The following is a 19,800-nucleotide window of genomic DNA, read 5'->3' as shown; positions in this document are numbered from 1 at the left end:
AATATCTCAGACTTCATCAAAATCGATACTGAGGCTTCCTGCTTTTTTTGCAAGGGACTTTGCAAGAAATCCGCTTTCCAGCTTGCAGAGGTTAAGCACCCCACAGGGTACCAGGCAGTTCGAGCAGATTTTTGCCTCTTTTGCCCTCTCCATCACATAGTTGTCTTTGATGTCAAGGGTTTCCATCATGGGAATTTCCAGGTGCGAGATTTCCTTTATTTTTTCACACGGAGTTTCGATATCTACAATGATTTTTCCGCCTTTCATGCTTCCACGAATTTTGTGTGTAAAGTCGCATATTGTGGAGTTGACAGTAATTTCAGCCATATGACCACCTCAATTCGTTTTCGAATTCAATTTTCAGGTATCTGGAATGCTATTAATTGTATCTGGAAAGCTATTAATTAATCCTCTCCGGAGTTAATCCTTTCTTTCAAAATAAAACTAGTCTGGATCTGGTCGGGTCAAGATGTTCATTCAATCCATTTCCGGATTTCTTTTTCATCCGGAATTTTGCCTGCAAGCTTAACTTCGCCGTCAACAACTACTGCGGGAGTTACCATCACACCGTAGTTCAGGATGGTTTCAAAATCCTCAACTTTTACTACTTCGGCTTCCACACCGTTTTCTTTGAGGACTTTTTCGATAGCTTCCTTTGTTTTCTTACACTTTGTGCATCCGGTTCCGAGTATTTCGATTTTCATGTTTTTCACCACTTTTTGTCTTTTGATTTCAGGTTTTAATTCAGATTTTGATTCAGATTTTGATTCAGATTTTGATTCAGGTTTTGATTTCAGGTTTTGATTTCAGGTTTTGTATTTTCAATCGCTCAATTTTCAAAGATTTCTGATATAGTTACAGCAATATGTTGAACAGGTAGCCCGTGAAGATGATCGACAGCGCCACAATAGAGACGAAGATTGCAATCAGTTCTTTTTTCAGCACCTTTTTAAGGATGATCATTTCGGGCAGGGACACCGCAGTAACCGACATGAGGAATGCCAGGGAAGTCCCGATCGGGAGTCCTTTTCCTATAAGGCTCTCCACTATTGGGATCATGCCCATGACGTTTGAGTAGAGGGGAACCCCAATAAGGACAGCAATCGGAACTGCAAGCAGGTTGTCCTTTCCGGCGTATTTTTGGAGGATGTCTTCCGGAGCATAACCGTGAAAGATGCCTCCTATACTTACCCCTATGATCACGTAGATCCAGACTTTTCCCACGATGTCTTTAACGGCTTCGAAAGCATCCCTGGCTCTCTCCTTCGTAGTTATGTTTTCTTTTTCAGATGCCTGTTTTCCGACTTTAATTTTGTAGACGAACTCTTCCACATACCGTTCCAGTTTCAGGAAGCCAATCAAATAGCCTCCAAATACGCCGAGCAAAATACCCGATACTACATAAATTACAGTTGCCTTCAAGCCGAGGGTTGCCCAGAGTGCGGCCACAGCAGCTTCGTTTACCAGAGGGGATGTTATCAGAAAGGAGAAGGTAACTCCGAGGGGCACTCCAGCTTCCACAAACCCGATAAAAAGGGGCACTGAGGAGCATGAACAGAACGGAGAGACTGTCCCTATCAGGGAAGCTATCAGGTGGTAGCGGAGCCCTTTCTTGCCTCCGAGCACCTTTCTTGTTTTTTCCGGAGTGATATAGGTCCTGAGGTAGGAGATCGCGAAAATCATCACGGACAGCAGGATGACTATTTTCAATACGTCGTAGATGATGAAATTAACACTGGCTGCAAGGTGAGTAGCGGGTGTAATCCCGAAAACCTCGTATGTCAGTTTGTCTGCAATCCATTGCAGAGGATAAAAGATATCAGCCATTTTGAGTCCCTTCTTTTCTGTTTTATTTTTGCCCTATTTGGATGCCCAATTCACATTTTATTATATCAGCATATATTGATATAACAATTCATTGATATAAGGATGTCGCTTCAATGAAATTTTTTACAGGAATACATGAGTTAGAACCTGAACGTTCAATCCAGCAAAATCTCAAAATATGCCGGGTTCAATACCTTATTCCGGATATTTTTGAGAACGAAAAGAGACCACAGTACGTTGGGATAAAAAATTTAGCTGAGGTTCTAAAATGGTTAGATGTTCTATCTGTGGGAAGGATGAAAATTCGCTGTTAAAAGTAAAGCACAGAGAACTTGGCACAATAAAGCTCTGTTTTGAATGCTGGGAAGTTGAAAGGGGCAACCAGAACCTTCTTCCCACATGTAGTGGGTGTGATTGCTGCAGATAAGTCTGCCTTCAGGCAGGCAAGTTTCAGAGACTCATTTTTTAAGAAATCTGCCGTGTCCTGCTACCCATGATGCGAAATTTTTGGAAGCAACCGAAAAAAATAACTTATTCTTCTACTATTTTCAAAATCTCCCTGACTTTTTCGTTGTCTATGGAATAAAGCCTCATCTTCCCGTCCTTTCGTACTTTGATGATATCCCAGTCCTGCAGTTTTGCAAGATGCATCGAGGTGTTGGACTGGGTCTTGCCTATGAGGTCAGGAATCTCACAGGCGCATTTTTCCCCTTCAAGCAGAACTTTTATGATTTTATATCTGGTCTCCTCGCTCAGGGCTTTGAAGATCTGTATATTCTCTTCATTAATCATATAATCAATCATTGAATTATCGCCGTATAAATACTTTTCTTACGGCACGGTAGATAGTGGCCCGGGGATTTTTTCGGGTTCAATGCATTTCGGATATACGAGACAAAAACGTGGATGGATTTCAAAAATCAAAAAATAGGAAGGAGATCATTCGGACTGCAGGATCTCCATAACTTTTTCAAGGACTTCAGCGACTTCTTCTTCCTTAAGGTCTCTATCCTTCGTTTTCTTTATTCCAAGGTCCGAAATCACAATCTCGCGATCCACTTTAAAGCCGGCCAGTTCCATAGTTTTGGTTGCACAGTTTACGGGACAGCCGTTAATGGCTATGATCCGGTCGGAAGCTTCGGCAGACTTCATAATCCCCGGAGCTCTGGCACCGATCCCTACTGTACACATCAGGTTTCCCAGTCCCTGCTTATCGAGCTCAACTGCTATTTTGTTTGAAAGCTGGCCTACATTTGCAGCTCCTGCACAGGGAAAAATTGCCACGTTTGCCGAACCACATGCACATTTTGTTTCTTCTACCATTTTTTACACTACCTTAAATTTTGTTTTAACTTTTGATTTCAATTTGGGTTTCTATCAGTGTTTCAGGTCGCTTTGTATGTCTGTTACTTTGTAATCCACTTTTTGATGTCGTCAATGCTTGGGACCTTGCCTGCGACTTTAACATCTCCGTCAATAACAAGTGCAGGAGTGATCATGACTCCGTATCCCAGGATTTTGTCAAAGTCTTCTACTTTGATGATTTCGGCTTCAACACCCATTTCCTTGACAGCTTTTTCGGCCATTTCCTTTGTCTTATTGCATTTTGCGCAACCTGATCCCAGTACTTCGATTCTCATGTGTTTCACCTTGTTACTTGATCCTGTTAATGTGATAGCTTTATATGATTATTTAGAACTTTATCTTAGAACTTTATTTTAGAACTTTACTTATTTGATTCGATTCTACTTCTCTTTTATACAAACAGAGCTCCGAATATATACCCTGATGCAGTTGCAATCAAAACCACAAGGGAGATGTAGGTCATGCCTTTTTTTGTCCCCATTATCCTGTTGATTACAATCATGTTCGGCAGGCTGAGTGCGGGGCCTGCAAGGAGCATTGCAAGGGAGGGGCCTGCTCCCATTCCAAGCAGGGTTAGGGCCTTTATGATAGGCACTTCCGTGAGGGTGGAGAAGTACATCAGGGCTCCGGCTACTGAGGAAATAAAGTTTGAAGTCAGAGAATTCCCTCCCACAAAAGCTGCGACATACTCTTTGGGGAGCACTACAACTGCAATCCCGGCAAAGAAAACTCCCAGCAGGAGCAGGGGGGTGATCTGTTTTATCAGGAACCAGGTTTCGCCCATCCAGCTGTCGATTTCTTCTTTTGAAAACCATTTTAAGGATAGGTAAGCTGTAATCCCTATCATGGGAGCCCAGACAAGCAGCTGGGTTGTGTACTTCCAGCCCCAGGAGGACATCAGCTCGGGAGCGATAAGGACTGCAATTAGCAAAACAAAGAGTTCCACGCTGTGTTTATGCTCTTCTTCTCCGAAGGTTTTTATGGACTTGCGTTCGGTTACTTTCCCTTCATACAAAAGGGCCATCACTAAACCAACAAGTACGGAAAGAAGAATTGCTGCAAAGGCACGGGCGGCTCCGAGGTCATATCCCAGGATTTTTGCTGTATAGACAATTGCAAGGATATTGATCGCAGGGGCAGAGAATAAAAATGTGGTTGCAGGACCTATGCCTGCTCCCCGCTTATATATCCCTGCAAAGAGGGGGAGCACTGTACAGCTGCAGACTGCAAGTAGGCAGCCTGAAACCGCAGCTACCGTGTACGAGACATATTTGGGGGCGTCCGCTCCGAAAAACTTCAGTACCGATTCCTTGGAAAAGAGGGAGGCAATCGCACCAGCCAGGAAAAAGGCGGGCACAAGGCACATCAGTACATGGAGCGCCAGGTACTCCTGCACTGACTGAAGCCCTACGGATATGAGATAAGTGATATAATCAAGAGTCATTTTTCCACCAGGGGGATTTTTCCAGATTTTTCCTGTTATTTCAAATATATTTGAAAGAACCTATATAAAATTTCCTATTTCAAATTTATTTGAAATAAGTTTCCGGTCTATATTCATTCTCCCGTTTTGTCTCTTTCCGGAGCTTCAGTGCTTCTGTTCATGCCCGACAGGGGCGTTTGCATATGAGTGTTTATTGTCGAAAAGAAGAAACCTGACAGATCTGAAATTATAGGGACATTGATTGCACTTATAGGTGTCTTTGTAATGTTCTACATCCCGCGTTAAAATGCGTCAATTTGAATTCCTCTTTTAAGTGATCTCACTGATCAGAATTCCTTAACAGTGGGTTTATGCATGGACTCGCAAAACTATTTATATATTTATGCTCTGCTTTAGGGCTTATAAACTGCCAATTGATTTAGAGTGGAAAAATGTAATCTCATATAATACAGGAAAAGGATCATATAAATCAGGAAAAGGAAGGGGGAAATTAACATGCTTCAGATATTCAAATCAACAGATGCTGGAATGATAAATCTGGATCAAGTTGAAAATGGAGCATGGATTAATCTGGTAAATCCCAGTGAACGGGAAATTTCATATGTTTCGGAAACTCTGAACATTCCTGTTGACCATATTAAAGCTGCCCTTGATGAAGAGGAACGTGCAAGGATTGAAGTTGACGGGGACTGTACTGTTGTATTGATAGACACTCCTGTGCCGAGTATGAATGTTCAGGAAGGGGGAATCTATTATACCGTCCCGCTTGGAATTATTATTAATGATAAGAATATTGTTACTGTTTCTCTGAGAGAGAATTATATCATAAATGAGTTTATTGAACGAAAAATAAAATCCTTTTATACATTTAAAAAAACACGCTTCTTTTTGCAGATTCTCTATAAAAACTCAAAATTATATCTCCAGTACCTCAGAAATATTGACAAAGCAAGCGGGCTTATTGAAAGCAGACTGCATAAGTCCCTGAGAAACAAAGAGTTAATTCAACTCCTTGAACTGGAAAAAAGCCTTGTATATTTTTCCACATCTTTGAAAAGCAATGAAATGGTCCTTGAAAAAATTCAAAGATCCAATCCTATTAAGATGTATCCGGAAGATGCCGAACTGCTTGACGATGTTATTATCGAAAATAAGCAGGCAATTGAAATGGCAAATATTTATAGCAATATCCTGAGCGGGACAATGGATGCATACGCATCGGTAATCTCAAACAACTTGAATATTGTGATGAAATTCCTTACCTCTGTCACTATCGTCATGTCGATTCCAACGATGGTTGCAAGCTTTTTTGGGATGAACGTTAGTGTTCCATTCCAGGGTAATCCCCATGCTTTTACAATTATTTTTATAATCTCTATGTTCTTCTCGGTGATTCTGGCGATTACGATGTTGAGAAAAGAAATGTTTTGAATCCGGAATTGTTTTGAATCTGGAATTGTTTTGAATCCGGAATTGTTTTGAATCCGGAATTGTTTTGAATCCGGAATTGTTTTGAATCCGGAATTGTTTTGAATCTGGACTTTTACGAACTGTTCTATATTCAGAAGTTTTCATTTTTTAATTTCTTCAAAACCTTTTACTTTTTATTTTTCTGCTGCCTTATGTGTCTCTTTTACTACATCTTTCATCATTTCCCCGACAAGCGTTGATTTTTCGCAGTGAGATGCCTCTTTTGGGCTGCAGTTTATGAGGATACCCATTAACCTGTCAGCTGTCCGATAAAACTTCATATCCTCGAGCCTGACCAGAAGTTCGGATAAGCTTTCGCTAAATTTCCTGCATTTTTCGTGGTCACAGATCGCCTGTTCATGCAGCTGGCTAACGCATTCTAACTCCTTAATAACCTCATCTGGAAGTTTTTCGGTCATATGAACCTGTCCTGCTCGGTGACCCTTTTTAATGCTTTAATTTTCTTCTAAATGCTACAAGTAAAAATATACCTCTAAATTTGTACAGTCAGCTAAATATCTTTAAATTTGTAATGTCAATTCGCACATATTAAAATGTATAATGTCAACTATTTAATATGTAAATGTGTAATGCCAACTACTTAACCATTTAAAATGTATAATGTCAACTACTTAAAATGTATATGCGCATTTGCAGTGTTCCATCATATCCTCTATAAAAGCAGCGTAAAAGTTGTCCGGAACTGTAACTTTTTCTCTGTCCCCTATCGCTCTGGCCTCGAGGTCTTCCTGACAGGCATAGACTTTGTATCCCGGCAGTTCCTCTATTCCGGAAAGCAGGTGATAGACTCCATCTCCTGCAAGGTAGAGTCTGGCATTTCCGGAGCGAGCAGCCAGTTTGAGGCATAACTCTGACCTTGGACTGAAAGGGGGCTTTGTCAGCAGGAATATATCATATTCTTCTCGTTTCACATTATCACTCCTGTTTATCCTTACTCAAGAGCTGCGAATTTTTAATAGCTGCCACTTTAAAATACGAGAACGCAGTCCGAGCTTTCCATAGCTTCGAGAAAGTCCTCTTCATCGACGAGTTCCACGGTCTCTATCAGGGTTTCCCCAAAAAGGCCTCTCTCAAACAGCGAGGGTTCATGCACAAGTACTCTCAATTCCCCATATGAATAGAGGATATCTGAAAGGTTTGGTACTCCAAGCTTTCTGCTGTCCTGGCCGGCAGCTACAAGATAAACTCCATCTCCGTAAAGGCCAAGGGTCACATGCATCCTGTTAAGGCTTACTGCAGCCGCATTCAATGCTCCGAAGGCTTTTTCACTGCCGTAGGGGGCATTGTCCAGCAGATAGAATACTGATTTCATAAGAATCCGGACCTCATAAAAACCCTATTCTTCCAGCCTCATCTCGGAAGTGAGATTACTCTATCGCTCTTACTTAGCATTTCTGAAAGTTCATAGAGACTGGTGATCTTTATTCCAGGAAAGTAGTCTTTGCAGTTACTTCCGTTCGCAGTTTCCTCTTCTGCTATGTAACCTCTCGCAGCAGCACACCGTGCACAGGCTCTGATTACAGCTCCTTTCTCTGCAAGTCCTGTGAAAAGTTCGCCTGCACTGGTAAAAAAGGACGGGATCTGACCTTTTTTGGGGATATGCACTGCGTCCAGGTACAGGAATATGTTCACCTGATACCGTTCTAGGGCGTTCTCGGCGAGTTTGCAGGCAATCTCGGCGTATTCGGAAATATAAGGGCCGTCAGTGAGCACGATAGTAAGCGTCTTCAAAACTTCCTCCGAATAAATTGTTTTTTAAGTAACAGGCTCAAATATAAGCGGTCAAAATTTGAAGATGTTCCTGATTATTTGCGTACTCCGGTTCTTTAAGAAGTACACACCTGTCCAGAGTGACCTGTCTGGACATAAGCTTGATGGCAAAGCTGTAACAGCCCTGCTCGCTGCACTTACGACAGTTGGTCTGGGGCAGGTATTTGTAGATCTCCATGAGATCAACCCTTACCTTTTCCCTGGGAGCCGGGGCTACACCTTTTGCAATAGCCTCATTGATAATGGTCTTCAGGCTTTCAAGTACTTCTTTTGCTTCATCCTCATTTTTAATCATCCTGATGGAGACTTTTCCACTACCGTAAATAGTTGTGATAATTTCTCCTTTTTGAATTATCAGGCTATCTTTTCTATCCGAATAATTACTTCTGGGAAAGAGGGGCTCAAGGAGTTTCAAGATTCCACCCAGGGGTGGTATCATATTTGCACTCACCCTGAGTCTTGAGGAATCAGCTATGCAGGGCGAAAGCTGTCTGATCTTTGCAATCTCCACTGGCTTTGCCTGAGAAAAGTCTGCAGTTTTCTCTTCATTCTGTCCTGTTTTATTCTTCAGGAACATCTTGCCATATTCACTTAGCTTCACAGTTCCTTCTTCTAACTCAATCAGACCTGCCTGTTGCAAAACCTTGAGATGAAAGTCAAGCGTCTTCTTCCCGATTATCTCCTCTATTTCCCCGGTATTTCTATAGCCATTTGCCAGGAAGTTAATTATCTTCCTTCGGGTACTATTGGCCATAGCAAAGTTTACGAGCTTTGTCTCATTCGGATTTCCTTGCATCTTTTGCACCTAACAAGCTATTGGAACCAGATTCTGCGCCTCCTTATGCTTCAATCAGAAAGCCTTTCCTTCTACCAGGCAACCTCTTTAAGCAACAGATTGCGCACAGGCTCTGATTACAGTCCCTTTCTTTGCAAGCCCGATGAAGATCTTCCCGCGCCAATATAAAAAGGAAGGGTTCTGACCTTTTTAGGAAATGAGCACTGCGTCCGGGTACAGAATTTATTTACTTGATATCATTTTTTAAGTAACGCTGGTTCAAATATACGCAGTCAGTACCTGCAGGTGTTCCTGATTGGTTGAATATCCCGGTTCTTTGAGGGGTGTACACTTATCAAGGGAGGCCTCCCCACTCATTAGTTTTATAGCAAAGGTGTAACAGCTCTGTTCGCTGCACTTCCCGCAGTTTGTCTGGGGTAGGTATTTGTAGATCTCCATGGGTTCGACTCTGACCTTTTCCCTGGGGGCCGGAGCGACACCTTTTGCGATGGCTTCATTGATAGTGCTCTTCAGGTTCTCAAGCGCTTCTCCGGCTTCGCCCTCGTTTTTAATCATAGTCATTGTAACTTTTCCAGTGCCGTAAATAGTTGTAATAATTTCCCCTTTTTGCATTATCAGAGCATTTATTCTGTCTGAATATCTGCCTCTGGGAAAGAGGGGCTCAAGAACCTTCAGGGTTCCACCCAGAGGAGGAGCCATGTTTGCGATCACCCTGAACTTCGAGGAGTCTGCTATGCAGGGTAAAAGCTGCCTTACCTCAGCAATCTCCACTGGCTTTGCCTTAGAGAGGTCTGCATTTTTCTCTTCACCTTTGTCTTCCTTACCTTTCAGGAAATTTCTGCCGTATTCACTTAGCTTCGCAGTCCCTTCTTTTAACTCAATAAGACTTGCCTGTTGCAGAACCTTGATGTGAAAATCGAGCATGGTCTTCCCGATTTCTCCGCCTATTTCCTCTGTACTTCTCTCGCCATTCTCCAGGAAGTTCATTATCTTCCTTCGGGTGGCGTTGGACATAGCGTTATTTACCAGCTTTATTTCATTCGGATTTCCCGGCATCTTTAACACCTACCAGAATTATGAAAATTTAGTCCCACATCTTTTCTCGATGCTCATCGCTTTCAGGCATCATTAATCTCAAAAATAAAGTCCAATTTTTCTAATCAATTATGGAAGCCTCAAATTCTTCTATTAATTATGGAAGCTTCTAATTATTCTATAATTAATTATGGAATTCACTTCTTAAAAACCCGGAAGCCCAATATCAAAAAAGATTGATACGAAATTTAAAAACTGCAAGTTTCACCTTAAGCCGGCGTGTGCTCTCAGGTATGTAATAACAAGGTAAAATTAGAAAGATATGGGTGAAGAGTCACCCACATTTAAATGTTGTACGCAGCTTCACCGTGCTGTGTCCGGTCAAGCCCGATATTTTCCTCACTTTCAGTAACTTTGAGGCCTATTGTCTTGTGGAGCACAAACCCGATAACGAGGGTGCAAACACTTGCGTAGATAAGTGCGATAACAACGCCTTCTACTTGGAGCAGCAGCTGCTCGGAGTTTCCGAGAAGGAGTCCTGCAGACCCCACGCTTGCAAATACGCCTGTTAGAATCGCACCTGTTATTCCGCCTACCCCGTGAACTCCGAAAGCATCAAGGGAGTCGTCATAACCGAACCTTCCTTTGAGCATTACGGCCTGGTAGCAGACAAAGCTTGTAATTGCGCCCATCGGAATTGCTGCCATAGGGGTAACAAAACCTGCAGCCGGTGTTATTGCAACAAGCCCTGCCAGGATCCCGGTTGCAAACCCGAGTGCAGTAGGGCGCCCTAAATGGATCCATTCCATGGCCATCCAGACAAACCCTGCGGCTGCAGGCGCTATGAGTGTCGTAATGAATGCAAGGGCCGCGATCTCATTTGCAGCAAGGGACGAGCCCGCATTGAACCCGAACCATCCGAACCAGAGAAGCCCGGTCCCCAGGAGAGTAAGGGTAACATTATGCGGCTTTATCGAATCTATCCCGTACCCTCTCCTCTTGCCAAGGAAGAGCAAAATTGCAAGTGAGGAGATGCCTGAGGTTACATGGACTACAGTGCCGCCTGCAAAATCAAGGGCTTCTCCTGTAAGGAACCCACCGCCCCAGACCCAGTGGCAGACCGGTGCATAGACAATAAGCCCCCAGAGTGCAATGAACGCTATGTATGATTTAAACTTAACACGCCCGACAATGGCTCCTGAGATCAGGGCAGGCGTAATTATTGCAAACATTCCCTGAAATGCTACAAATGCATATGTGGGAATTGTGCCCGTTACCGAGTAAGGGTCAATTCCTCGCAGGAATATGTGATCGAGGCCGCCCACAAATCCGTTGCCTTCTCCAAAGGCAAGTGAGTAACCTATTATTACCCATTCGAGAGCCATGACGCCCATTGCAACAAATGAGTGCATCATGCTGCTCAGGACATTCTTACGCTGAACCAGCCCACCGTAAAATAGTGCAAGCCCCGGAAGCATTAATAATACAAGTGCAGATGAAATCAATACCCATACGGTGTCTGCTGCTACAATAGCCATTCTCGTCCACCTCAAATAGCAGAAGGTCCGTTTTCGTTTGTGCGGATCCTTATTACATCCTCAAGCGGGAACACGAATATCTTGCCGCTTCCGATGTGCCCGTCATTGCCCTTTGCTCCTTTCTTTATTGCTTCAATCGTTGGATGCAGGAATTCATCGTTTACTGCAATTTCAAGCTTGATTTTCTCAAGAAGGTCTGCTTCAAACTCCATTGCTCTATAGATTTCCAGATGCCCTTTTTGCGCGCCATAACCCGAAACGGAAGATACTGTCAATCTATTGACTTCAACCTTCTGAAGTTCTCGTTTGACCGCATCAAGCCTTTCCGGCCTTATTATTGCAATTACGTACTTCATCAAGACCACCAATAGGTAACCCTCATCCGGTTTTATATTATTTAAGTATATCCCCATTGGTTTTAAATATTTGCGTAGTTCAGAGTAACTGTCAAAGTATGCGAGACTTCTGGCATCTCAACCTGATTCCAGGTTTTACGGGATTGAGCTGTCGCTTTTTTCAGGTCCGATACTGGTTAAATCCGGTTAAAAACAAAAAGAAATCTAAAGAAAGCTAAAGAAAGCTAAAATAAATCTAAAAGAAAGCTAAGAGAAAGCTAAGAGGAAGCTAAAGGGAGCTAAGAGAAAGCTAAAGGGAGCTAAGAGAAAGCTAAAGGGCGCTAAAAGAAAGCCAAGAGAAAGCTAGACAGAGCTAAAAGAAAGCTAAAGAATTTTGAAAAAAGACAGGTTCGATTCCTGTTCTTTGCCTGTACCGTACCGTTTTCTTATCAATTCTTTCCATAAGAGAGCTTTTATCCCTTAAATCAAATTTAGAAGTATGTTCGGAGAAATTGGAAGCGTAAGAAACGAGGCAGACGAAACTTCCCTGCAAATTCTCGCCCTTTTCAGGGAAAGCATAAGCGAAATCCGCCTGAAAGAGCCTGAATCCGTATCAGCATATTTCAGCCAGGACTACTCACACTATATTGTAGTGCATACTCCTCTGAATATCCGGTTCCCTGAAAAAAGGGAGGAGTGGAATTTGCGCTTTTGTAAGGATATCGGAGTTTCGGTTGTAGAGCTGGTCGTAGCCGAAACCGGCAGTGCTTACGTACGGGGCCTGATGGCAGTTAACGGGTCAAAGGTCTTCGCTATCCTTCCTTTTACATCAATAGATGCAGAAAAAGCAAAAAAGGCGAAATTTCCTGAAGACCGCATGGCCCGCGTGAGGGCACAGGTGCTTCCTGTGGTGCTTCCCGGAATAAAAGGAGAATCTATCCTTGATATCGGCAGCGGCTTTGGAAGCCTAACAATGGAAATCGCAAAAAATAACCCTGATTCACAGGTTTACGGCATTGACCTACACGATTCCCTCACAGGCCAGGCACGGATGAATGCAGAAGTCCTCGGCATCGAAAACGTTGAGTTCAGGACAGGAAGCGCCTATGCTCTGCCTTTTGAAAGGGACTCTGTGGATGCCGCTACCTGCTTTTTCATGCTCCACCACCTTGAAGACATTAAATTCGCTCTTTTCGAAATTAAGAGAGTGCTGAAAAAAGGTGGGTTATTAACTGCAGTTGAGCCGCTGGCACATCAACACCACCACGGGCCTCAACTCTCGGAAGCTGCATGGAAGAACCTTTTTGAAGATGTGGGTTTTGATGCGGAAACCGAAAATCTGGACGGAGCAGTTGTTCTGAAAGCTGTAAAAAGAGAATAAAAAAGGGAAATAATATTATCAGAAATGGATCGAAAGACTGACCGGAGCACGAATCTATCCTTTACTATCTTTTTATCCATCTCTACAATTTAGTTTTTCCTGCGCTGGAATATAAATAGCATACCGATTACTGCAATCATTGGAATTGCGATAGCGGGGTACTCCGGGATCTGCTGATTACAGGGATTCTCAGGTTTTGTATTATTTTCACATGAAGGGTTCTCCGGTACATCCGGGAAATTGTTATTGGGTTTTGAATCATTCCCGTACGAAGAGTTCTCTGATGACTCCGGGACTTGCTTATAACAAAGATTCTCAAACTTTATCTTTTTTGAATATGGTGATTTGCCGGATACATAAACGGCCCTCATCAAATGTTACAGAGACTTCTCCTGCATTTATTGGCATAATTACTATTGTAATGGCAGACTCAGCATTAAAAACAGATCTGAGTAATTTGCTCTCATGTTTTTCCTCCCCGTCTTTATTATTCTAATTAGGCAATAATTATTCAAATCAAATTATATATTATGATGTATGACTGCTGATGAATGTTATCTGTCTATGGGAACATTGTTTCTTGAAAAGTCGGGAAGTGACATTCCTTTTCAAGATCCTTTATAAGTTTTTTATCGCTTGTCTCCTGATATATCAGGTATTACTGAGCAGTGAATAAATTCTGACGTTAAAATCTCTCAAAACAATTAGTTTATTTTCATAAAGTAGCTTGCAAAAAATCAAACTTAATTTAAAAAGTTGTATGGCTGATCTATTTGATCTGCGAACTTATTGAATACTAAAAAGCGGGCAAAACACTCTACTAACTTATTTATATTTCCTGAATTTTTCAAAAATGGATCGTTATATAGTTATATATATCCCTTCAAATATTGGTATAGTTGCCTGTAATTTAATTTTAAATGTATTATACTTCAAATGCTCTTATTTTTTCAACATATTGGGGGAAAATAAATTTCACTCATTTGCTGAAAATTTATGGATTGAATAAAGTCTTAAAAATGTACTCAAGAGGGTGGGCATGACGGTACCACCTATCTGAACGACACACAGAAGGTGCACACCACGGGAATAGATACTTTATTTTTCATCAATCAATTCGTTCTCTCATCAATCCTTTTTGGCCTCTACTATGTAACCGGCAAACTGGTCAGCCATAATGGAATCAAGGTGAATTACACACGAAAGATCAATCATTTCGCGTTATTCTTCCTGCCGACTATCCTGGGCCTGGTGTTTGTCTACGATAAGTCCCCAGTAACGCGGGCGCTCGGACTGGTCGTTGCCATATGCACAATATTTATCTTTATTCAGCCGTTACGGGAACGGAGCGGAATTCTCCGGACCATGTTCCTGTCCTTTGACCGGCCCGAGGATCGCCCCCACACCCTGCGCTGGCTGATAACACAATATATCGCGGCTGCCATTGTTATCATTCCCCTGACGATGTATCTCACTTCTGTGAACCTGGAGGCGCTCGTGCTTATTCCTATCCTGATCAACGGGCTGGGAGACGGGCTTGCCGAACCCGTCGGTGTGAGGTTTGGCCGGATAAAATATAATGCTCGCGCTCTCTTTTCCGATAAAATGTATCAGCGTTCGATTGAGGGGAGCCTGTGTGTTTTTGTCGCAGGTATCCTGAGTATCGTCGTATTGAGTCACGAGTTCACCTCCTTGCAATTCATCGCTGCACTCGTGACAATTCCACTTGCAACGACACTTGCCGAGGCTTTTTCGCCACATACCTGGGATTCCCCATTTATCTTTGGAGTTGCCGGCGTGTTGCTCATCGGGATCGTGAATCTTTTATAAGAATCTACAGAGGGGAATACCCCACTGGTGGTTCCAGCCCGCAGGATCAACCGATCCGAACCCCACGCACACCTGTGAGGTCGCGGGCATGTATGCAGTGACATTGCAGGCGTCCAATGCCGGCGAGTACACCAGTAAACGGAAGACTGGGTATGTTTTTGTTCTCCCTGCTGTCGAAAAGAAAACGAGATGAACAGGAATAAATAAGGTAACTATTTATGGTGTGATTAGCGGCGTTCCCTCGAGTGTCGCGAAAAGCTTTTTATCGCTGATAGCGTTTTTTAATGATTGAATCTCTATTTTTGGCTTCAGGAAAGTATTTATAAACAATTCCTCAGTAAATTGCAGAGGCAAAAATAAACAACAGGAAGACTCTTTCATGATTCCAAAAGCCTCTTACGATGTCATCGTTGTGGGTGCAGGCCCTGCGGGTTCCACTGCTGCCCTTTATGCCGCAAGGAATGGAGCCTCTGTCCTTCTTCTTGATAAAAAAAGGGAAATTGGAAGCCCTATTCAGTGTGCAGGTTTTCTCCCCGATGCCTCGGAAGTTCAGGCTCTTCTCCCGAATGCCGGGCTTCCGGAGGCCCTGATAAACTATCCTGAGTCCTGCGTACTCCGGCATATCAAAACCCAGCGCATCGTTCCCCCCAACTGCAGCGTGAAAGAATTTTCCGTGAGGGGTGCTGTCCTTGACCGGCGCAGGTATGACCAGTTTCTGGCCGAGCAGGCTGCCATGGCAGGGGCTGAACTTATGGTAAAAACGCGTGTAACAAAAGTGGAGGGCACAACTGTTGAGACCTCCGGAATTTTCGGGAAGCATACGATCAAAGCAAAAGCGATCATCGGAGCTGACGGCCCAAATTCCCTGGTCGCAAAATCAAAAGGCCTTTCCTGGAAACCTGAGTCAAAAGAGACTTCTGTTGCTATCGAGTACCAGGTCAGGAACGTTGATATTGACCCGGATGCCCTTGAGATGTACTTCGGAAAAGACTATGTTCCCGGAGGCTATGCCTGGATTTTCCCCGAAGGCGAGGGGCGTGCAAATGTAGGAATAGGAATCCGAAGCGGAATGGCTGAAAAAGGGGTCTCTGCAAAAGAGTACCTGCACCGTTTCATGCAGGACCACCCTCTCGCTGCCCCTAAGCTGAAAAACGCCATCATTATGAATGTTATCGCAGGCATCATCCCTGTAAACGGAGCCCCCGCAAACACTGCAACCGAAGATTCCCTTATTGTAGGGGACGCCGCAGGCCACATCATCGCAACAAACGGAGGTGGAATCCCTCCTGCAATGATCGCCGGTAAAATCGCCGGAGAGACCGCTGCCGAATTTGCAGCCGGAAAGTGCAGGCTTGAAGAATACGACAGGCGCTGGAGAGCTCAGTTCGGATCAGCGCTTGATACTTCAGTACAGGCGAGACAGATCATGGACGGGATAATGAAATCTGATACCCTCATGAATGCGGCTTTCAAGTTTATTTCCCCCGAACAGATGAAAGTCATGCAGTGTGGAAATCTTCCGGGACCTGTAAAACTCGGTCTTCATGCCCTGAACCGCGGGAAAAAATAAATGGTGGTTTCAAATTGTGACCCTGGCAGTCAGGCAAAACCTGCCTGTCCGAATACTATTTTTTATCCATTTTTTGGTTTTTAACTTTCTTCCCCCTCAATTTTAGTTTCTTCTTCCTTCTCCTCGTGTGTATCCGTTGAGCCTTCTTTCTCCCCTTCAACCGGACTTTCTGTTATCCTTATCTTCCTTAATTCAGTTTCAACATCTTCTTTATTGTACCTTGCCTCCGGATAGCCGGGTCTTATTTCAAGCGCTTTGTCAAAAGAGGCAATGGCTTCTTCATACCGTTTCAGGACCACAAATTCAAGTCCCCTGAGGTTCCAGGCTCCTGCAAAATCAGGCTTTAACACCAGAACCTTATCGAAATACTCAATCTTCTTTTCCGGGTCTGTTTCACCCACAGCAAGCCCGTACCATTCTTCTACGGTTTTTCCTTCTATTTTCTTTTTGAACAATTTGTCCAGAAATCCCAATAGCATCACTTCCCATTGAATATACGCGAGGTCGGCAGAAATAGATGGCGATGATTATTGCTTCCCCTGTTTTTAATGTGCGGGTCAAAAAACAATTTTCTATACCATGAGCCGTATTTTTCAGCACCGATGGTATTTCTTTTCCATAGGTTTGGTAACTCTTAGTTGCATACGGGTTCGTCTGTTGTTTTTTATGGGGGGTCGGTCAGCTTCAGCTCTGTGAAACGCAGAAGAGAAAACCTGAAGATACCAGAAGAACAAAAGTATAAGGTAAAAATAAAAACAAAAAAGTTTAAAAAAGAAAGTTTGCCTGCTTATATTGAAAGCAGGGCACTTTCGTTGTAAAGGCTTTCAAAGTCTGAGCTTATTACCAGTTTAGTAATATTATCCAGTGTAGTTACGTTGTAGGTAACACCACGTTCGCTCGAGTTTGCCTGGAAAGCTGTGATCTTTTCATTTACTTCAGGCTTCGGGTTAAGGTAGATGGATGTCTGCATGTAACTGCCGTCGTCCAGCTTTTTGAGATCTCTGTAGTATTGTTCGGCGGACATATCAATAGAATTATTTGTTCTTTTGGCCACTTCCTGGTAGACGTTTCCTTCCGGATCCGCCTGGCTCAGGAGCTGATCGAATTCAGTAGTGGCTGTCGCATTTCCTTCAAGGATACTGATTACGTTCGCTACATTCTGGATGGGGCCTATAATTGTGGGGCTTCCAACGGCGTTCCAGATGTTGTAGGTGCCATTTGTCCGGTCGAGGATCTGATATCCTTCATATGGCATTACCTGCGTATTCGCGGGCACACTAATCTTTTGCTCAGGGATCTGGTGCAGCTCAAAACCACTCTCATTGCCATAACTTGCACCGTATCTCTTCGTAACATCCGCACCGTAGGAGAAGGAAACATTCATAGTTTGTCTGTTTCCGAAGATAGCTTCTAAGGGTGTACCTTCTGTTTTTTGAAGATCAACATACACCGCATTCGTCACTCCTTCTGGTGACATTTCTAATCCGTCGATAATGGAGTTAAACTCATGCTGGATGTGTTTGCCCGGGATCTGGGAGAATGGGACTGTGATAAGTTCTTCTCCAGTTTCCGGAGTGGGGACATCATCATTATTATTGTTTGTTGAGCCCTGAATCAATACCACAAAGACTGAGAGAAGCATTGTTGCGGCCAGGAAAATTGCCAGATACTTCTGGTTTTTTGTTGCAGAATCCTTTCGTTTCATGAATGAAACCTCATAACATAAGTAAAATTATTAGGAGTGTGAAAAAACACACATGATATCTAAATCTATTGCCATGAAAAAGGTTTCGTATCCGTTTTCTGACAAAAGATAGAATTTGGGATAAATTAGGGATTATAAGTATTAACTTCTCTTAACTACTCTTCTGTTTTTGAAGGCTTCTATCCGATCTTCAGTTCAGTCCAGAGTCAGGATCTTGAGCATATTTGTGCCTCCGGGTTTTCCGGAAGCAGGGCCCTGGGTGAAAACTACGAGATCTCCGCTTTTTGCAAATCCCAGTTCCTTTGCTTTTTCCGTGGTCTCCTTTTCCCAGTTTTCAAAGGTTTCTTTTACGATTACCGGGTAGACTCCATAAGATAGAGCAAGGCAGCTGCAGGCGTTCGGGAAGCGGGTGAATGCCAGGATCCAGGGCTCTGGCTTGAAGCGGGAAAGCCGGCGTGGGGTCGCTCCACTTCGGGTGGGGGTAAGCACAGCGGCTACAGGAAGCTTTTGCAGGGCTTCGTATGCCTGGAGGGCGATTACTTCATCCACTGACATTTCCTGTGCCGTGATCCCCTTGAGCATTGTGTCAATCCCCCATTTCGTCCGGGAACGCCAGTTTTCGGTGGTTTTTGCAATTTTTGCCATCATCTCCACAGTTTCCACAGGATAGTTCCCAACTGCGGTTTCTTCCGAGAGCATAACCGCATCCGTCCCGTCCAGGATGGCATTGGCAACGTCTGTGGCTTCAGCCCGGGTGGGCCTGATGTTGTCGGTCATGGAGGCCAGCATGTGGGTTGCAGTGATTACAGGGATACTCAGGAGCTTTGCACTCCGGATGAGTTCTTTCTGGACTGAGGGGACTTCCTGGATAGGGATCTCGACTCCGAGGTCTCCCCTGGCAACCATCAGGGCGTCGGTTTCCTCCAGAATCTCATCAATATTCTGGACAGCCTGTCTCCGTTCGATTTTAGCGACAATATATACAGGCTTTCCCATGGCTGAAGCAAAATTCCGGACTTTGCGGATATCTTCGGCCGTTTCCACAAAAGAGATGCTGACAGCGTCAACTTCCTCATTCAGGGCAAACTCAAGGATTTTGAAGTCCTTTTCCGTTACCGGGTCCAGGAATATCTTTGCCCCGGGCAGGTTCAGTCCTTTATGGGAATAGAGCTGGCCCCCTACCATAACTTCGCAAAGTACATCTGTTCCCGAGATTTCCAGGCAGCGGAGCTGGATAAACCCGTCGCTCAAGTAGATGAGGCTTCCCGGGGATACGCTTTCCGGGAGCTGTTTGTAGCTGACCGGGATGCGGTCCTCGCTTCCGGAGGCTTCGTCTACAGTAAGGGTTATCCGGTTACCTTTATGGAGCATAAGCGGCTCTTTTTTGAGCTTGCCTACGCGAATTTTAGGGCCTGGCAGATCGGCAAGGATGGCAACTGTCCTGTCAAGCTCTTCTGCAACTTTTCGGACCCTCTGGATAACTTTTCCGTGGCTCTCGAAGTCCCCGTGGGAAAAGTTAATCCTTGCCACGTTCATGCCTGCAAGCACCAGTTTCCTGAGGACTTCCTCAGAAGAAGAAGCAGGCCCTATGGTGCAGACGATCTTTGTCTTATGGTCAGGGATTTGCATATTTTCACGGTCGTTGATATTCAATTTGATATTCAATACCGTTTTTGGGATTGTTATTTTTAGCAGTATCAGAACTTACGCTAC

The 19,800-nt window shown here is 43.8% G+C and carries 23 protein-coding genes; 4 read left to right on the top strand and 19 right to left on the bottom strand.

The genetic code is table 11. The features are described from left to right. Positions 1-6 precede the first annotated feature (6 nt). From EO93_RS13105 to EO93_RS13070, 7 genes are all read right to left on the bottom strand, one after another. Positions 7-327, bottom strand: coding sequence for a DUF6951 family protein (locus tag EO93_RS13105; protein ID WP_048162951.1), 321 nt, complete (start codon positions 325-327; stop codon positions 7-9). Between the two features lie 146 nt (positions 328-473). Continuing rightward, positions 474-704 (bottom strand): thioredoxin family protein, encoded by a 231-nt coding sequence (locus EO93_RS13100; protein ID WP_048162949.1) that lies wholly within the window; start codon positions 702-704, stop codon positions 474-476. Positions 705-855: 151 nt separating this feature from the next. After that, a complete protein-coding gene (locus EO93_RS13095; protein WP_048162947.1) occupies positions 856-1,827 on the bottom strand; it encodes a permease in 972 nt (323 codons plus the stop codon). A 531-nt stretch (positions 1,828-2,358) separates the two neighbouring features. Further along, a complete protein-coding gene (locus tag EO93_RS13085; protein ID WP_235282810.1) occupies positions 2,359-2,619 on the bottom strand; it encodes a helix-turn-helix transcriptional regulator in 261 nt (86 codons plus the stop codon). A 147-nt stretch (positions 2,620-2,766) separates the two neighbouring features. Next, positions 2,767-3,150: a putative zinc-binding protein gene (locus tag EO93_RS13080; RefSeq protein ID WP_048131479.1), complete on the bottom strand. Its 384-nt coding sequence runs from the start codon at positions 3,148-3,150 to the stop codon at positions 2,767-2,769. An 83-nt stretch (positions 3,151-3,233) separates the two neighbouring features. Next, positions 3,234-3,467: a thioredoxin family protein gene (locus EO93_RS13075; protein WP_048131478.1), complete on the bottom strand. Its 234-nt coding sequence runs from the start codon at positions 3,465-3,467 to the stop codon at positions 3,234-3,236. 116 nt (positions 3,468-3,583) lie between these two features. After that, complete coding sequence (locus EO93_RS13070; RefSeq protein ID WP_048162944.1) at positions 3,584-4,636, bottom strand: permease; 1,053 nt, start codon at positions 4,634-4,636, stop codon at positions 3,584-3,586. Positions 4,637-5,131: 495 nt separating this feature from the next. On the opposite strand from EO93_RS13070, the gene EO93_RS13065 reads away from it, so the two are divergent. After that, positions 5,132-6,067: a magnesium transporter CorA family protein gene (locus tag EO93_RS13065; RefSeq protein ID WP_048162940.1), complete on the top strand. Its 936-nt coding sequence runs from the start codon at positions 5,132-5,134 to the stop codon at positions 6,065-6,067. 173 nt (positions 6,068-6,240) lie between these two features. On the opposite strand, the gene EO93_RS13060 is transcribed toward EO93_RS13065, so the two are convergent. The 8 genes from EO93_RS13060 to EO93_RS13025 form a co-directional block, all read right to left on the bottom strand. Beyond that, positions 6,241-6,525 (bottom strand): hypothetical protein, encoded by a 285-nt coding sequence (locus EO93_RS13060; RefSeq protein WP_048131475.1) that lies wholly within the window; start codon positions 6,523-6,525, stop codon positions 6,241-6,243. A 213-nt stretch (positions 6,526-6,738) separates the two neighbouring features. Then, positions 6,739-7,038 (bottom strand): sulfurtransferase complex subunit TusB, encoded by a 300-nt coding sequence (gene tusB, locus EO93_RS13055; protein WP_048131474.1) that lies wholly within the window; start codon positions 7,036-7,038, stop codon positions 6,739-6,741. A 56-nt stretch (positions 7,039-7,094) separates the two neighbouring features. After that, positions 7,095-7,439: a DsrE family protein gene (locus EO93_RS13050; protein WP_048162938.1), complete on the bottom strand. Its 345-nt coding sequence runs from the start codon at positions 7,437-7,439 to the stop codon at positions 7,095-7,097. A gap of 38 nt (positions 7,440-7,477) precedes the next feature. Beyond that, positions 7,478-7,858 carry a DsrE/DsrF/TusD sulfur relay family protein gene (locus tag EO93_RS13045; protein ID WP_082105886.1) on the bottom strand — a complete coding sequence of 127 codons (381 nt, stop codon included), beginning with the start codon at positions 7,856-7,858 and terminating at the stop codon, positions 7,478-7,480. 37 nt (positions 7,859-7,895) lie between these two features. Further along, on the bottom strand, positions 7,896-8,693 hold the full coding sequence (locus EO93_RS13040; protein ID WP_048131471.1) for a (Fe-S)-binding protein: 798 nt from the start codon (positions 8,691-8,693) through the stop codon (positions 7,896-7,898). 258 nt (positions 8,694-8,951) lie between these two features. Next, positions 8,952-9,749: a (Fe-S)-binding protein gene (locus tag EO93_RS13035; RefSeq protein WP_048162936.1), complete on the bottom strand. Its 798-nt coding sequence runs from the start codon at positions 9,747-9,749 to the stop codon at positions 8,952-8,954. A gap of 323 nt (positions 9,750-10,072) precedes the next feature. Further along, on the bottom strand, positions 10,073-11,266 hold the full coding sequence (locus EO93_RS13030; protein ID WP_048131469.1) for an ammonium transporter: 1,194 nt from the start codon (positions 11,264-11,266) through the stop codon (positions 10,073-10,075). 11 nt (positions 11,267-11,277) lie between these two features. Further along, positions 11,278-11,622, bottom strand: a complete 345-nt coding sequence (locus EO93_RS13025) for a P-II family nitrogen regulator (RefSeq protein ID WP_048162934.1) — start codon at positions 11,620-11,622, stop codon at positions 11,278-11,280. A gap of 478 nt (positions 11,623-12,100) precedes the next feature. Here EO93_RS13025 and EO93_RS13020 point away from each other — a divergent pair, with 478 nt between their 5' ends. Further along, the gene (locus tag EO93_RS13020) at positions 12,101-12,982 is read left to right on the top strand and encodes a class I SAM-dependent methyltransferase (protein ID WP_048162932.1); all 882 of its coding nucleotides are present in this window, start codon (positions 12,101-12,103) and stop codon (positions 12,980-12,982) included. Positions 12,983-13,071: 89 nt separating this feature from the next. Here EO93_RS13020 and EO93_RS18680 read toward each other — a convergent pair whose 3' ends face one another. Beyond that, a complete protein-coding gene (locus EO93_RS18680) occupies positions 13,072-13,353 on the bottom strand; it encodes a PEF-CTERM sorting domain-containing protein (RefSeq protein WP_048162931.1) in 282 nt (93 codons plus the stop codon). Between the two features lie 703 nt (positions 13,354-14,056). On the opposite strand from EO93_RS18680, the gene EO93_RS13010 reads away from it, so the two are divergent. Together EO93_RS13010 and EO93_RS13005 are read left to right on the top strand one after the other, a co-directional pair. After that, entirely contained in the window at positions 14,057-14,812 is a 756-nt protein-coding gene (locus tag EO93_RS13010; RefSeq protein WP_200898119.1) for a hypothetical protein, read from the top strand. Between the two features lie 379 nt (positions 14,813-15,191). Further along, positions 15,192-16,382 carry a geranylgeranyl reductase family protein gene (locus EO93_RS13005; RefSeq protein ID WP_048162929.1) on the top strand — a complete coding sequence of 397 codons (1,191 nt, stop codon included), beginning with the start codon at positions 15,192-15,194 and terminating at the stop codon, positions 16,380-16,382. Between the two features lie 80 nt (positions 16,383-16,462). On the opposite strand, the gene EO93_RS13000 is transcribed toward EO93_RS13005, so the two are convergent. From EO93_RS13000 to pyk, 3 genes are all read right to left on the bottom strand, one after another. Continuing rightward, the gene (locus EO93_RS13000; RefSeq protein WP_048162927.1) at positions 16,463-16,861 is read right to left on the bottom strand and encodes a tetratricopeptide repeat protein; all 399 of its coding nucleotides are present in this window, start codon (positions 16,859-16,861) and stop codon (positions 16,463-16,465) included. A gap of 308 nt (positions 16,862-17,169) precedes the next feature. Next, positions 17,170-18,087: a hypothetical protein gene (locus tag EO93_RS12995; protein ID WP_048162926.1), complete on the bottom strand. Its 918-nt coding sequence runs from the start codon at positions 18,085-18,087 to the stop codon at positions 17,170-17,172. Positions 18,088-18,282: 195 nt separating this feature from the next. Then, positions 18,283-19,716, bottom strand: a complete 1,434-nt coding sequence (pyk, locus tag EO93_RS12990) for a pyruvate kinase (RefSeq protein WP_048131500.1) — start codon at positions 19,714-19,716, stop codon at positions 18,283-18,285. Positions 19,717-19,800: the final 84 nt, after the last annotated feature.

The organism is Methanosarcina sp. 1.H.A.2.2, from assembly GCF_000979975.1.
Taxonomy (GTDB): Archaea; Halobacteriota; Methanosarcinia; order Methanosarcinales; family Methanosarcinaceae; genus Methanosarcina.
This window is presented reverse-complemented; position numbering and strand designations above follow the sequence as displayed.